Annotated in this window: 12 protein-coding genes; 7 read left to right on the plus strand and 5 right to left on the minus strand. The window is 63.8% G+C overall.

Annotated features, from left to right (window positions below; genetic code table 11):
* Positions 1-6: 6 nt before the first annotated feature.
* A complete protein-coding gene (locus tag DXT59_RS06385) occupies positions 7-273 on the minus strand; it encodes a double-stranded DNA-specific endonuclease (protein ID WP_116136152.1) in 267 nt (88 codons plus the stop codon).
* A 603-nt stretch (positions 274-876) separates the two neighbouring features.
* Between DXT59_RS06385 and DXT59_RS06395 the strand changes: the two genes are divergently transcribed.
* Positions 877-2,631, plus strand: a complete 1,755-nt coding sequence (locus DXT59_RS06395) for an ABC transporter permease (protein ID WP_116136078.1) — start codon at positions 877-879, stop codon at positions 2,629-2,631.
* A gap of 71 nt (positions 2,632-2,702) precedes the next feature.
* Positions 2,703-4,052 (plus strand): ABC transporter ATP-binding protein, encoded by a 1,350-nt coding sequence (locus DXT59_RS06400; RefSeq protein WP_116136079.1) that lies wholly within the window; start codon positions 2,703-2,705, stop codon positions 4,050-4,052.
* Positions 4,053-4,114: 62 nt separating this feature from the next.
* On the opposite strand, the gene DXT59_RS06405 is transcribed toward DXT59_RS06400, so the two are convergent.
* Positions 4,115-5,176 (minus strand): sigma-54 interaction domain-containing protein, encoded by a 1,062-nt coding sequence (locus tag DXT59_RS06405; RefSeq protein WP_116136080.1) that lies wholly within the window; start codon positions 5,174-5,176, stop codon positions 4,115-4,117.
* Between the two features lie 282 nt (positions 5,177-5,458).
* On the opposite strand from DXT59_RS06405, the gene DXT59_RS06410 reads away from it, so the two are divergent.
* From DXT59_RS06410 to otsA, 4 genes are all read left to right on the plus strand, one after another.
* Positions 5,459-5,743, plus strand: coding sequence for a hypothetical protein (locus DXT59_RS06410; protein WP_116136081.1), 285 nt, complete (start codon positions 5,459-5,461; stop codon positions 5,741-5,743).
* Between the two features lie 179 nt (positions 5,744-5,922).
* Positions 5,923-7,329, plus strand: coding sequence for a sigma-54-dependent transcriptional regulator (locus DXT59_RS06415; RefSeq protein ID WP_116136082.1), 1,407 nt, complete (start codon positions 5,923-5,925; stop codon positions 7,327-7,329).
* Between the two features lie 493 nt (positions 7,330-7,822).
* Positions 7,823-8,041, plus strand: a complete 219-nt coding sequence (locus DXT59_RS06425) for a hypothetical protein (protein WP_116136083.1) — start codon at positions 7,823-7,825, stop codon at positions 8,039-8,041.
* A gap of 262 nt (positions 8,042-8,303) precedes the next feature.
* Positions 8,304-9,725 (plus strand): alpha,alpha-trehalose-phosphate synthase (UDP-forming), encoded by a 1,422-nt coding sequence (gene otsA / locus DXT59_RS06430; RefSeq protein ID WP_116136084.1) that lies wholly within the window; start codon positions 8,304-8,306, stop codon positions 9,723-9,725.
* 138 nt (positions 9,726-9,863) lie between these two features.
* Here the strand turns inward: otsA and DXT59_RS06435 are convergent, their stop codons facing one another.
* A complete protein-coding gene (locus DXT59_RS06435) occupies positions 9,864-11,357 on the minus strand; it encodes an RNA polymerase factor sigma-54 (protein ID WP_116136085.1) in 1,494 nt (497 codons plus the stop codon).
* A gap of 327 nt (positions 11,358-11,684) precedes the next feature.
* On the opposite strand from DXT59_RS06435, the gene DXT59_RS06440 reads away from it, so the two are divergent.
* Entirely contained in the window at positions 11,685-12,056 is a 372-nt protein-coding gene (locus DXT59_RS06440) for a BON domain-containing protein (protein WP_116136086.1), read from the plus strand.
* A 17-nt stretch (positions 12,057-12,073) separates the two neighbouring features.
* On the opposite strand, the gene DXT59_RS06445 is transcribed toward DXT59_RS06440, so the two are convergent.
* Positions 12,074-12,664, minus strand: a complete 591-nt coding sequence (locus tag DXT59_RS06445; protein ID WP_116136087.1) for a hypothetical protein — start codon at positions 12,662-12,664, stop codon at positions 12,074-12,076.
* Between the two features lie 190 nt (positions 12,665-12,854).
* Complete coding sequence (locus DXT59_RS06450; protein ID WP_116136088.1) at positions 12,855-14,222, minus strand: MFS transporter; 1,368 nt, start codon at positions 14,220-14,222, stop codon at positions 12,855-12,857.
* Between the last annotated feature and the right edge of the window lie 4 nt (positions 14,223-14,226).

Here is a 14,226-nt window from a genome sequence, read left to right on the forward strand (position 1 = left end):
CCCGGCTTATTCGGCGAACAGGGCGTCCAACGCGGAGGCCGCCTCGCTATCCACGGTGTTGTAGGTGACGCTGTTCGCTTCGAAGATGTAGTGCGTGGTGTACTTGCCGAGCCGCGCCAAGATCTCTTCCTGGATTTCCTCGGGCTCCGTGTCGAGCTTCAAATACCATGAGGTGGACGACAGCCTGGTCTGGAACGCGCCGTATTCGGCCATGAGCTGATCGAAGGCGTTCGCATCCTGGTCGCGACAGACGATGACCAGATTTCCTTTCATGCGCATCTCCCGGTAGATCGGTAGTTTCATTCGCCACGAGAGACTGATCATACCTGCTCTCGGCCAAGCGCCGTTCGTTCTCCGTTTTCGATTGGAACGCGGCTTCGGTCGGTCGGGCCGTGGGTTTCCCGCGCCGCCGGTTCGGGGCATAATTTCGCGTTCGCGTCGCTTTGCCGTGCATTTTTTGCGTACCGGGGCCCCGTTTGCGCGAGCGTTTGCAGCGCCGAGCCGCGGTGGCAGGCAATTTTCGGCGGCCTCGGCCGAACGTTGGGCGGGCGCGCGCTAGGACTTGCCGCACGGATCGGGCCGCGAGGCGCGAATTTTGTGACCGGCGCGGTTGTGCCTGAAACATAGGTTGTAGTAGTGTCGTGCCGTCGTAAAGGCGGCAAGGGCCGGCAGCTAGGACGGACGGCTCAACAATCAACGATTCGCGCTCAAAACGCATCACCGCAACCATACGCTCGTCATGCTTGTATTTCGTGTCTCGGATCGCTATGCCGCCCCGCGCGCGCCTCGCCGCGCCAGTTTGCCGGCGGCGCCCGGCCGTCCGCTCGGCCTGTCCGCGCGCCTCTGCCAAGCGCCGTGCGGCGTGAAGGGGGCCTAATGGATTTCGGCTTCAATCTGAATCGCACCGCGAACGCGTCCGCCTGGCGGCTCGCCCCCAATCGCTGGGATTTCGTCGCATTTCCGCTCATCATCTGCGTCATCGCCATGGCGGCCATCGGCTTTCACCAGACGATGGCCCCCATCTCGACGCTCAAGACGCAAGTCATTTCGCTGAATCCGGCGATGCTGCCCGAATACGCGCTGCGTACGACGCTGCGCATGCTAGCGGCCATCGTCGCTTCGCTCTTGTTCACGCTCGTCTATGGCACCGTGGCGGCCAAGAGCCGCCGGGCCGGCATGGTGCTCGTGCCGATCCTCGATATCCTGCAGTCGGTGCCGGTGCTCGGCTACATCTCGTTTACGGTCACGTTCTTTCTGGCGTTGTTCCCTGCACGCGTGCTCGGAGCCGAATTCGCGGCGATCTTCGCGATTTTCACGGCTCAGGCTTGGAACATGACGTTCAGCTTCTATCAGTCGCTGCGCACGGTGCCGCGCGATCTCGATGAAGTCTCGCGCGGCTTCCATCTGACGGCTTGGCAGCGTTTCTGGAAGCTCGAGGTGCCGTTCTCGATGCCGGGCCTCATCTGGAACATGATGATGTCGATGTCGGGTAGCTGGTTCTTCGTCGTGGCCTCGGAGGCGATCACGGTCGGCAACAATACGATCACGCTGCCGGGGATCGGCGCCTATCTCGCGCAAGCGATCGCCGAGAAGAATTTGGCCGCGATCGGTTGGGTCATCGTCGCGATGGCGGTGGTCATTCTGGCCTACGACCAATTGATGTTCCGGCCGCTCGTTTCGTGGGCCGATAAATTCCGGATGGAGACGACGAGCTCGGGTGACGCCCCGGAGTCGTGGCTGCTCGACCTCGTGCGTCGCACGCGCCTCATTCACTTGCTGCTCGTGCCGGCCGGCTGGATCTTCGCCAAGCTCGCCCGTTTGCCGTTGCGCTTGCCGCGGGTCGACAACGTTTCGTTCGCGCGCATGGCGGGCCGCCGGAAGCGATCGCTCGCCGGCGATATCGCCTGGGCGCTGCTTCTGCTCGTGGGGACGCTGTACGTCGCTTGGCGTGTCGTCGCCTACGTCCGTACGGGCGTGACGGGCGCGGAAGTCGGCCATGTCTTCCTGCTCGGCTTCTTCACGCTCGCGCGCGTCGTGGTGCTGATCGCGCTGTCGTCGCTGCTGTGGGTGCCGATCGGGGTGAAGATCGGCTTGAAACCCTCCCTCGCCGAGAAAGTGCAGCCGCTCGCGCAGTTCCTCGCGGCCTTCCCGGCGAACTTGCTGTTCCCGGTGTTCGTGATCGTCATCGTCCGGTTCCACTTGAACGCCGACATCTGGCTGTCGCCGCTCATCGTGCTCGGGACACAGTGGTATATCCTGTTCAACGTCATCGCGGGTACGACGGCCTATCCGAACGACTATCGCGAAGCGGCGACGAACTTTCGCATTCGCGGCTGGCAATGGTGGCGCCAAGCCATGCTGCCGGGCATTTTCCCGTACTACGTGACGGGTGCGATCACGGCATCGGGCGGCGCGTGGAACGCGAGCATCGTTTCCGAACTCGTTCAGTGGGGCGACACGAAGATCACCGCGCACGGGCTTGGCGCCTATATCGCGCAATACACGGCGGCCGGCGACTTCCCGAAGATCATTCTCGGTATCGCCGTCATGTCGCTGTTCGTGACGTTGTTCAACCGGCTGCTGTGGCGGCCGCTGTACGCCTATGCGGAATCGAAGCTGCGGCTCGATTGACCGATGCCGTCGAAGGCGCGCGGCCACGCAAGGCCGCGCCGACCGAGTGCTCAAATCAAGAGTGAAGCGCAATGCAAAATCCCAAAGCTGACCTAAGCGCCGCGCCGTTCGCGGGCACCGCCGCAGCCGCCCCGCGTTTGGGCGGCGAAGTCTTGAACGTGAAGGGCGTGTGCCGCGGTTTTTCCAAGGCTCAGGGCGAATTGCTCGTGCTCGACGATGTCAATCTTTCGCTTCGCGAAGGCGAGATCGTCGGGTTGCTCGGGCGTTCGGGGTCGGGCAAGTCGACGCTCCTGCGTATCATCGCCGGTTTGATCGAGCCCACCGCCGGTGAAGTCAGCTACCTGGGCGCGCCGCTGTCGGGCCCGGCGGAAGGCGTCGCGATGGTCTTCCAAACCTTCGCGTTGTTTCCGTGGCTCACGGTGCTGCAAAACGTCGAGGCGGGCCTGGAGGCGCTCGGCGTCGGTGCCCGCGAGCGGCGCGAGCGGGCGCTGGCCGCGATCGACTTAATCGGCTTGGACGGTTTCGAAAACGCATATCCGCGCGAACTCTCGGGCGGCATGCGCCAGCGCGTGGGTTTCGCGCGCGCGCTCGTCGTCGATCCGACGCTGCTCTTGATGGACGAGCCGTTCTCCGCGCTCGACGTGCTCACGGCGGAGACGCTGCGCACGGACTTGCTCGATCTGTGGACGCAGCGGCGCATGCCGATCAAGTCGGTGCTGATCGTGACGCACAACATCGAGGAAGCGGTGTTCATGTGCGACCGGATCTTGGTGCTGTCGTCGAATCCCGGGCGGGTGCTCGCCGAAATCAAAGTGCCGTTCGCGCATCCGCGCAACCGGCTCGATCCCGCGTTCAGACGGCTCGTCGACGAAATCTACGCGAAGATGACGGCACGCCGCACCGACGAGGCCACGAAGAAGGGGCTCGAACTCGGTAGCTGGCTGCCCAGCGTGTCGACGAACTTGATGGCCGGTTTGATCGAAACGCTGGCCGCGCCGCCCTACCACGGCCGCGCGGACATGCCCGAAATCGCCCGCTCGCTGCACTTGGAGGTGGACGATCTCTTCCCGATCGCCGAAGTGCTCCAGCACCTGGGCTTCGCCGATGTGCGCGAAGGCGACATCTTCCTCACGCCGCCCGCGCGCGTGTTCGCGGAGTTCGGCACGCAAGAGCGCAAGATGATGTTCGCCGAGCACCTGTTGCGGCATGTACCGCTTGCCGCGCGGATCAAAAAGGTCCTCAACGAGCGGCCCGGTCATCGGGCGCCGCGCGTGCGGTTCGAACAAGAGCTCGAGGATTTTCTGTCGGACGGCGCCGCCGAAGAGACGCTCGATGCCGTCATCAACTGGGGTCGTTACGGCGAGATTTTCTCGTACAACGACCAGACTGAAATTTTCAGCCTCGAGGACGTCGAGTCCTAAGCATCGCCCTGAACGCGCCGCACGCGTCCTCCTGTGTCTGGGCGCGTGCGGCGCGTTCGTTTTCAACCGTCGGATGCGGGGCTGTCGTCCTCGTCTTCGTATGCGCCGAGACGGTTATAAAGCGTTTTCAGACTCACGCCGAGCGCCTTGGCCGCACGCCGCTTGTCGCCGCCGCAATGCTTGAGCGTACCGAGGATGATCTGCCGCTGCGCCTCGGCGAGCGGTGTTCCTACCCAAATGCTCATCGCATCGCCTTGCGTAACGGCTTTTTTCGACCGGGCGGCGAGCCGCGGATGCTCGATCTCGACCGTCTTTTCGGCGAGGATAAACGCTCGGTAGACGCTGTTTTTCAGCTCTCGCACGTTGCCGGGCCATGAATAGGTCCGCATCGTCTCCCTGGCGCGTTTGCTGAATACCTTGTTCGTCCCTTCCTGAGCGTTCAACTCGGCAAGAAAATGCTGCGCGAGCAGCTCGCGGTCGCCTTCGCGTTCTCGCAACGGCGGCGCGCGCAACGGGAACACGGCGAGCCGGTACATCAAATCCTCGCGCAGGCCGTTTTCCTTCACGGCCACCATCGGATCGCGGTTGGTCGCCGCGATCACGCGCACGTCGCTGCGCAGCAGCTCCGTGCCGCCCACGCGATAAAACGTACCGGTCTCGAGCGCGCGCAGCAGTTTCACTTGCCGCACCGGCATCATTTCGGTGACTTCGTCGAGAAACAGCGTGCCGCCGTTCGCATGTTCGAAGTAACCGGCGCGACCTTGCACGGCGCCCGTGAAGCTGCCGCGTTCATGACCGAACAACTCGGCTTCGATCAGGCTGTCGGGAATCGCGCCGCAGTTGACGGCGACGAATGGTCCGTCCTTGCGCGAACTGCGGTCGTGGATCGTACGGGCAACGAGTTCCTTGCCGGTGCCGGATTCGCCCACCACCAGCACGGTCGCATCGGTGGACGCGACCCGCTCGATCTGCTCGTACAACTCCAGCATCGACGGCGAGGAACCGTAGAGCATGCCGTACGATTCGAGCCCCGCCCCATCGCGGGCCAGGGTTTTGGCGAATCGTGCCGCTGCGTCTTGATCCCGCGCCGCGGCTGGCGTTTCAACATCGGTAGACTCGGGCATGTGATTGAAATCCAAAGGGCGTCATCGCCTTCCAAAAAAATGGTTTGACCTTCCTTCGGCGGCAATGCGCGTGGCTAGTTCCAAACAAGTATTTAACCATGCAACGCGGCTCCGGCGCACGCCTATCGTCCGCGCGGATCAGGCACGAAAACTGCGATTGGCGGAATTCGACGGTAAGCGGAACTTGGCGCGCCTTAAGCGATCGGAATATGATCCGGGCGGTGCGCAAAGCCGCCTTACCTCGCATTCGCCATTGCAACGAGTAATGCTAGGGGGATTCTCATGGCTCGTCCTAAAATCGGCATTTTTGGTGCACTCGTCGCCGTCGGCGGCGTGTTAGCGTTGCGTTGGGCGCAAAAACATCGTGCCGCGCAAGCGCGGCTCGCAGGCGAGCTGACCCGGTGGGAGGGCGAAGGCGGCGCTGTCGCCGCGGGCCCGAGCCCCACGCCGGCCATGTCCGATAGCGGCCCAGGCCGCGACGTGATGCCCAACGGTGCCGGTCACGGCGCCTTTGGGCGCGTCGGCGGTACGCGCGACGCGTGGATCTTTCCGCACGGGCATAGCTGACACCGGTCAGTAGCGCTGGGCTGCCGAAGGCGCCGCCGGTCCGGCGGTGCCGATTTCGTATTGGTGTGCCGAATCGCTCGCCTCGCTCGCTGCGTCTAGGCACAATGTCGCACCGAGCCCGGGAGCGGTTCGCGCTTTTTTGTTTCCAACCGTTATTCACCACAGACCAGCGAAAACAGATGCCACATGTGCTGATAGTCGACGACGACCCCGAAACCCGCGAAGCGCTCGTATCGATCATCGCCGCCGACGGCTTGACGACTGCAACGGCCGGCGATCTACGCGAGGCTCGCATTCAGCTCGTACGTCAAACGCCCGATGTCGTGTTCACCGATCTGCAATTGCCGGACGGCAGCGGCGTCGATTTGTTCGAGGACCTCGATCCGCGCTCGGGCGTTGAAATCATCGTCATTACGGGCCATGCCACGGTCGAATCGGCCGTGACGGCGCTGAAGATGGGGGCGTCGGATTACCTCGTCAAACCGATCAACATGCAGCGGGTCAAGGCTGTGCTCGATCGCCTGCCTCGGGCGGGCGATCTGAAAGCGCAGATCGGCACGCTGCGCGGCGAGTTGCGGCGGATGGGCCGGTTCGGCTTGATGCTCGGCAACTCGCCGGCCATGCAATCGGTCTACGACCAGATCGGCCGCGTCGCGCCGACGGCCGCCTCTGTCCTGCTCGTCGGCGAATCGGGCACCGGCAAGGAAGTGGCCGCTCAAACGATTCACGAACTCAGCTTGCGGCGCAAGCACGCATTTCTTGCCGTGAACTGCGGCGCGATTTCGCCGAACTTGATCGAGTCCGAGATGTTCGGTCACGAACGCGGCTCGTTCACGGGTGCCGATCGGCAACATAAGGGGTATTTCGAGCGTGCGAGCGGCGGCACGATTTTCCTCGACGAAATCACCGAGATGCCGGCCGAGTTGCAGGTGAAGTTTCTGCGCGTGCTCGAAACCGGGATGTTCATGCGCGTGGGTACGACCAAGGAGATCGAGACCGACGTGCGGGTCATCGCGGCCACGAACCGCGATCCCGAAGAGGCCGTGCTCGAAGGCAAGCTGCGCCTCGATCTCTATCATCGGCTCAACGTCTTCCCGATCAGCTTGCCGCCGTTGCGCGAGCGCGGCAACGACGTCTGGCTGCTCGCGCAGGCGTTCCTCGACGAACTCAACGAGCGCCACGGCTCGCGCAAGCAATTCCCCCCGGCCGTGCGGGACATGATGCTTTCGTACCCTTGGCCCGGCAACGTCCGTGAATTGAAGAACTATGTGCAGCGCGCGTTCATCATGGCGGCGCCCGACGCCGACAGTACCGCCGCGGTGCCGCTGCAGATCTCGCTGTCGAAGCCTTCCACCGGGACGGCCGTGACGATTCCGTTCGGCACCTCGCTCGCGACGGCCGATCGTCAACTGATTCTCGCCACGCTCGAACAATGCGGCGGCGTAAAGACGCGTGCGGCGGAGATTCTCGGCATCAGCCTTAAAACGCTCTACAACCGGCTGGTTGAATACGGCGAGGATGCGAAATCGGCGGCAAGCGAAAGCGACGCGGCCGGCGAGCCCGGCGAGGCGACGACGGGGGGCTGAAACACCCGGGCCGTTGCTTCATCACGAACCTCACGCCCGGATTCGGGCGTGAGGTTCGCTCGCGTGGCAAGAAACTTGCTCGCCAATCGTCCCAATTCCATTGGGTCGACCCGGCGAGGTGTGTTTCGATGTCCGTAACGAGTAGCACATGTTTGGCCACTCCGGCTTGTTTCCGCCTGAGACGGCGGCCGCCGCATTCTTTGCATACTCCCGAGCCCGATCCGCCCGTGCCGCCGCCGCAGGAACCGCCTGGACCCGAACCTAGTCCCGTTCCCGAACGCGAGCCGCCGGAGCCGGGGCAGCCGCCGATCGGCGATCCGCCGCCGGTGCCGTCCGACGTGCCGCCGCTGCACTGACGAGATGAGCGGCGCGCGGCGGTACCCGTTACAAATCTGACGCAATTGTTACCGCGCGTTCGTCCGCTCGGCGTCCTAGACTTGAAAACAGTTGCTTTGCCTGCGCGGGCATTCGCCTGCTCTTGGAGATCCGTTCCATGAGACATCCTGCCTTGCGGCGCTCCGCGCGCCATGCGCTTAGACGCGAAGCGAAGAACGGGGGCGGTTTTCCCGCCCGTTCGCCGTCCTCCGACGACCCGTCCGCGCAAAATCGCCCCGCGCCCGGTACGCCCGCGGACGGCGAACACAACCAGGGCGGTGCTCGCGTCGAAGGATTGGACTATCAGCGCGACCTGGGCTCGGAGCAAGACGCCTAGGACGCTACCGCGGGAGCGGCGAGGAGCGGGCAGCACGCGTGTTCGCAGCGTCTTGCGTCATGCCGCGCGTTCCTTGCATTTCGTGCGCTTTACCAATGTGTGCTTGATCGTTCCGACAAGCGCGGGCGCAGTATCGGCTGTTCGTTCCGCTAGCGATGGCGGCATCGAGGTGAGATTGCGGCACGGCCCTTGCGTATCTCATGCCTAGCGACGGCGAGATGGTTCGCCGCGCGAGAATGCCAACCGAAGAGGTGGAGCCGCAATGAGCAGACTTATCGTGGTGTCAAACCGCGTCGCGCCGACGCAAGAGGGCCGCCCCGCAGCGGGAGGGCTCGCGATTGGCGTGCTAGACGCCCTGAAGGAAACGGGCGGCGTCTGGTTCGGGTGGAGTGGAGAGATCGTCGGCGAAGCACAAGCGCCGGCCATCGAGAAACAGGGCAAGGTCACTTACGCGACCGTTGGCCTCACGCGACGCGATTACGATCAGTACTACCGGGGGTTTTCGAACGCGACCCTGTGGCCGACGTTCCACTACCGCACCGACTTATCCCGTTACGACCGGCAGGAATACGCCGGTTATCTGCGGGTCAATGCGACGATGGCCAAGCAACTGAAGGCCATGCTCGAGCCCGACGATATCATCTGGGTTCACGACTATCACCTTCTGCCATTCGCGCGTGCATTGCGCGAATTGGGCGTGAACAACCCTATCGGCTTTTTCCTGCATATTCCGTTTCCAGTGCCGGAGATGCTGCGTACGGTCCCGCCTCATGAAGAACTCGTCAAGGCGATGTGCAGTTTCGACGTGCTCGGTTTCCAAACGCAGGCCGATCGTCAGTCGTTCGTCGACTACATCGAACGCGGAGGCTTCGGCACCGCCAGCGACGATGGGATGATCCACGCGTTCGGACGGGTGCTCAAGGTCGGCGCCTACCCCATCGGCATCTATCCCGACGCAATCGCCAAGGCGGCGCAGCAATTCGCCGATCGCAAGCAAGTCGGGACGCTGCGCGACGCGATGCGCGGACGCAAGCTCATCATGAGCGTCGATCGTCTCGATTATTCGAAGGGGCTCGTCGAACGTTTCCAAGCGTTCGAGCGGCTCTTGCTCGCCGCGCCTCATTGGCACGGACGCGTATCGCTCGTGCAGATCGCGCCCCCGACGCGCTCTGACGTCCAGACCTATCAACGCATCCGGCAGACGCTGGAAGGCGAGGCGGGCCGCATCAACGGACGTTTCGCTCAACTCGATTGGACGCCGATCCAATACTTGAACCGCAAGTACGAGCGCAATCTGTTGATGGCGCTCTTCCGTCTCTCGCAAGTGGGCTACGTCACGCCGCTGCGTGATGGTATGAATCTCGTGGCCAAGGAATACGTCGCGTCCCAAGATCCCGAGGATCCGGGCGTACTCGTGCTCTCGCAGTTCGCCGGCGCGGCCGAACAGTTGCCCGGCGCGTTGATCGTGAATCCGTTCGATCTCACGCAGATGGCCGAGGCGCTCGAGCGCGCGCTTTCCATGCCGCTGGAAGACCGCAAGGCGCGCCACGCGGATATGATGGCGCAGCTTCGCTCGGGCGATCTATCGACCTGGCGCGACGCCTTCCTGGCCGATCTGCGTCACGTCACCACGGCCGCGTCGGTCACCCGTAAAGCCGTCAAACTGGCCGATATCGCCGCTTAGGCCACCGGCACTGCGGCGGTATCGCCGCCATACGTATCATACGAATAGGGCCGACATCGCAGTCGGCCCTTTCCTTTTAGGACTGCAAATCAAACGGTTTGCAGTCCTAATCGATGAATGGACGCCCGCGGGAGAGCGTCAGGCTTGGCGTCGCAATTGAGCCGGCGGCACCTTCAACAGGTTGCGATATTTGGCGACGGTGCGGCGGGCGACGATCATCCCTTCCTGCGACAGCATTTTTGCGAGTGCGACGTCGGACAGGGGGTTGCGTACGTCTTCCTGATCGATCATTTCCTTGATCAACGCGCGCACCGCGGCGGCCGAGCAGCGGCCGCCCGTTTCGGTCGCGAGCTCGCGCGGGAAGAAGTGGCGGAACTCGAAGATGCCGCGCGGCGTGGCCATGTACTTGTTGCTCGATGCGCGCGATACGGTCGATTCGTGCAGCCCCAACTCTTCGGCAAGCTTGCTCAATACGAGCGGTTTTAGCGCGATCTCTCCGTAATCGAAGAAGGCTTTCTGATAGGAGACGATGCATTGCGCAACGCGTTGAATGGTCGTGAAGCGCTGCTCCGCATTGCGAAGCAGCCAACGCGCTTCCTGCAATTGCTGCCCGAGCGGCGAACCCGCGCCGCCCGATTGCGCGAACAACTCCGCATAGACGCGATGGATGCGTGCCCGAGGCAACACGGCGGGATTGATCGTGGCGACCCAGCGGCCTTTGACCCGGCGCACGATGACGTCGGGAATGACGTAATTGTCGTCGGAACGCGCGTAAAACTGACCTGGCTTGGGGTCGAGCCGCCGCACGAGCGCGCACGCCGTGCGCAGTTCCTCGGCGGAGCAGCCCAGTTGCTTTTGCAGCTCGGCATGCTCGCGCCGCGCGAGCCGCTCCAAATGATGTTCGACGATTTCGCGGGCGGCCGCGCGTCCGGGAGTATCGGACGACATCGCGTCCAATTGGAGACTCAAGCATTCGGATAACGAACGCGCGCCCACGCCGGGACGATCGAGCGTTTGCACGAGACGTAACGCTACGCGCAACTCCTCTTCGGTGAGCGGCGGATCCGCTTCGAACGCGCCGGCGAGTTCCTCGAGCGACTCGCGCAGGTACCCATCGTCGTCGAGCGCCTCGATTACGATCTGCGCGGCCGCGCGATCGCGTTCGGTCAGCGGATAAAGGTGCAGCAGGTTATGCAAGTGTTCGTGCATCGTCGGCTGGGCGTGCGCCCAAGCGCCGGGATCGACGTCGTCGGAATCGCCGTTGTTGCGCGACGCTCCGCGCGTGCTCCAGTCTTGGCCGAATTCGCCGATCGGATCGTCGCCTGGCGCGGACACGGTGGCGTCGGGGCCAGCGAGCCCATCGTAGGGGTCGGCGGCCTCGACCGGCTGCGGCGCCTCGGCCGCGATGCCGGGCTGCAATTGCTCGCCATCGGCCGTATGCGAGCCGTTGGTGGGGCTATCGGACTCTTCGGCGATCGGATCGTCGTATTCGAGGAACGGATTGTTATCGAGCGCTTGCCGCAATTCGTGCTGGAACTCCAACGACGATAGTTGCAGGAGGCGCACCGATTGTTGCAGGCGCGGCGTCAGTGCCACGTGTTGTTTGCTGCGTAGCTCGAGTGTCGGTGGCATGTCGAAAGTCCTGTGGAATAGTCCTGGCTGTTAAAGCAACCGCCATACCAGTTGTTGCAACATGGGCTATGCAGACGATTGGACGCTGCAGGAACCGTGCCGCGAAGGGCGCAACGCGGCATGTTTTACAGAGTGCAGTGCAAAAGCGCGGCGCGCGACGCTTTGGATGCGCGAACGATCGAGCGGAAGGCGAGATGATCGCACCCCGCAAAAACCGGCACGCTGCTTGCAGAAAGGGGAATGCGCACAAAACGCAGGGCGGCAATTCATTGCCGATCGCGCATGCCGGCTTCGGCAATTTCTTCCATCTTTGAGCAGGAGAAAACCGTGAAAGCGCTCCCTTTACTCAAAATCGCAACCGTTATTGCTTCTCTTTCGCTAGCCGCCGGAGTGACGGCTCAGACCATGGCTTCGTCCGGCGCCTCCACGACCGAGAGCGCCTCGGCGCCCTCGGGCAGCTCCGAGTCGCTCGGCCAACACATTAGCGACGGCACGATCACGACCAAGGTGAAGGCGGCGCTGATGACCGCGAAGGACGTGAAATCCACGCACATTCACGTGAAGACGCGTCGCGGCATCGTTTGGCTCACGGGCAGCGTGCCGACCAGCGACGACAAGACGCGCGCCGAGCAGGTCGTCGCCGGCGTGGACGGCGTGCACGAAGTCAAAAACCGCTTGAAAGTGCATGCCACCGAGTGATGCGCGAGGCTCCCGCGCTACGCGTGGCGCTGCGTGAACTCCGCGATGGGCTGCGGCGGCAGGGTGGGGTCGAAGTCGGCCCAACGGCCTTGTTGCCAACGCCCCGTCGCGCGTTCGACCGCTAGCGCGCCCGCATCGTCGAGCGCTTGGGCGGCTTTCGCCTGATTGTCGGGCGAGACATGGACGGCGACCAGCACGCCGGACTCGCGCGTTTCATGATGGACGGCATGGTGGACGCGTTCGCGCAAATCAGGCGAGGTGCCGATGAGTCCATGCGCACGGCCGCCGAGCAGCGCGCCCGCATAGGCGCCGATGCCGGCCGCCGTGACCGCGGCGATGAACGATGCGGTCAGCGGTGCGCAAACGGCCACGCCCACGACGGCGCCCGCGACCGCGCCTGCCGTGCGCCACTCGTCCGTCCGCCCCATCGAGCGCGGGGCGGGTGGGATCATATGGAGACTGTCGGCCGCGCGGTGAGCGTGCTGTCCCCGCGGATTGACGAAAAAGAGGCTGACGTCCTCTTCCAAGAAGCCTTGCGCGAACAGTTGCCGGGCGGCGGATTGCGCCGCGGCGAACGTAGTGAAACGTCCAGCGACGATGAGCGACATGGCGGCTCCTTCACGGCGTTGCCCTCGGGCAAGGCCGAATGAGCAAAGCGAACAACCGCGAGCGCGGCGGCGCATGCATGCCGTGCCACGGGCCATTTGCTTGGACACATTTTTCTCGCGTTGGTGCGGCCGTTGGGGTTTTGTCCCCGGGGTGCGCGAGCGCGCCGAGCGCGGCTTAGGGCTGCCCGTGTCAAGACGCCGCGGCGACAGCGGGCGTGCGAAGACGCATCAGACTCACGACCGATGCAAGCCCGGCCACGGCGGCGGCGAGCGTGAGCGCGATCACCGGACCATGCTGCGGCGAAACGCCGAAGATCAGCGCGACGAGCGCCGCTCCGACCGTTTGGCCCGTGAGCCGTGCGGTGCCGAGCATGCCGCTGGCGCCACCGCTGCGTTCGCGCGGGGCGGACGAAAGCATTTGCCGGTTGTTGGGCGATTGAAACATGCCGAATCCGGCGCCGCACAGCGCCATGCGCCAGGTAATCGAAAAGACGCTAGGATGCGCGCCCAACGTCGCAAGCAGGGCGAGCCCGACCGTCAATGCAATCAGGCCGATGCCGCCGAGGATCCCCGCCGAGTAGCGATCGGACAGCACGCCTGCGATCGGCGCGGCGAAGACGATCACGAACGGCCAGGGGGTAATCAAAAGCCCCGTGCGGACTTGATCGAAGCCCAGGACGTTTTGGAAGAAGAACGGCAGCGACACGTACGCGAGCATCTGCGCGCAAAACGAACAGACGGAGGTCGCGATCGACAGCGCGAACACGGGAATCTTGAGCAGATCGATCGGCAGCAACGGAGCGGGGCGCGTTAGTTGACGCCGCACGAACAAATAGCCGACGACAAGAACCGCGAGTACTTGCGCGATTAGCCAGCCGGGCGCTTCACCATGGCCGAGCCCGTCGATCGTAAAAATCATGAGCCCGAACACGATCGCGTTCATCGCGGCGCTGAGGTAATCGTACGGCGCATTGTGTCCGGGGTTCGTCGGCAATGCGCGCAGCGCGCCTGCGAAGGCGACGATGCCGATCGGCACGTTGACCGCGAAAAGCCATGGCCAAGGAGCAACCGCGAGGATGGCCGAGGCGGCCGTCGGGCCCACGGCGGATGAAATGGCGACGACCATTGCATTGATTGCGACGCCGCGACCGAGCCGGCTGACCGGATAGATCGTGCGTACGAGCGCGGTGTTGACGCTCATGATGCCCGCGGCGCCGAATCCTTGGACGACGCGCACGAGCGCCAGCGAGGTGAGCGAACCTGCAAGCGCGCAGCCGAGCGAGGCGACCGTGAATAGGGCAAGTCCGCCTAGATAGACGCGCCGATAGCCGATCCGATCGCCTAGCGAGGCGAGCGGCAACAGCGAAATCGTGACGGAAAGCTGATAAGCGTTGACCACCCAAATCGAGGATGCCGCGCTGGCGCGCAGGTCTTTGGCGATGGTGGGCAGGGCGACGTTGGCGATGGCGCCGTCGAGCACGGCCAGCGTGATGCCCAGCGCAATGACGACGATCGCCCAATAACGCTGGGGAACGGGAATGCCTTGTTCTGCTTCCATCACG

Source organism: Trinickia diaoshuihuensis (assembly GCF_003390925.1).
GTDB lineage: Bacteria > Pseudomonadota > Gammaproteobacteria > Burkholderiales > Burkholderiaceae > Trinickia > Trinickia diaoshuihuensis.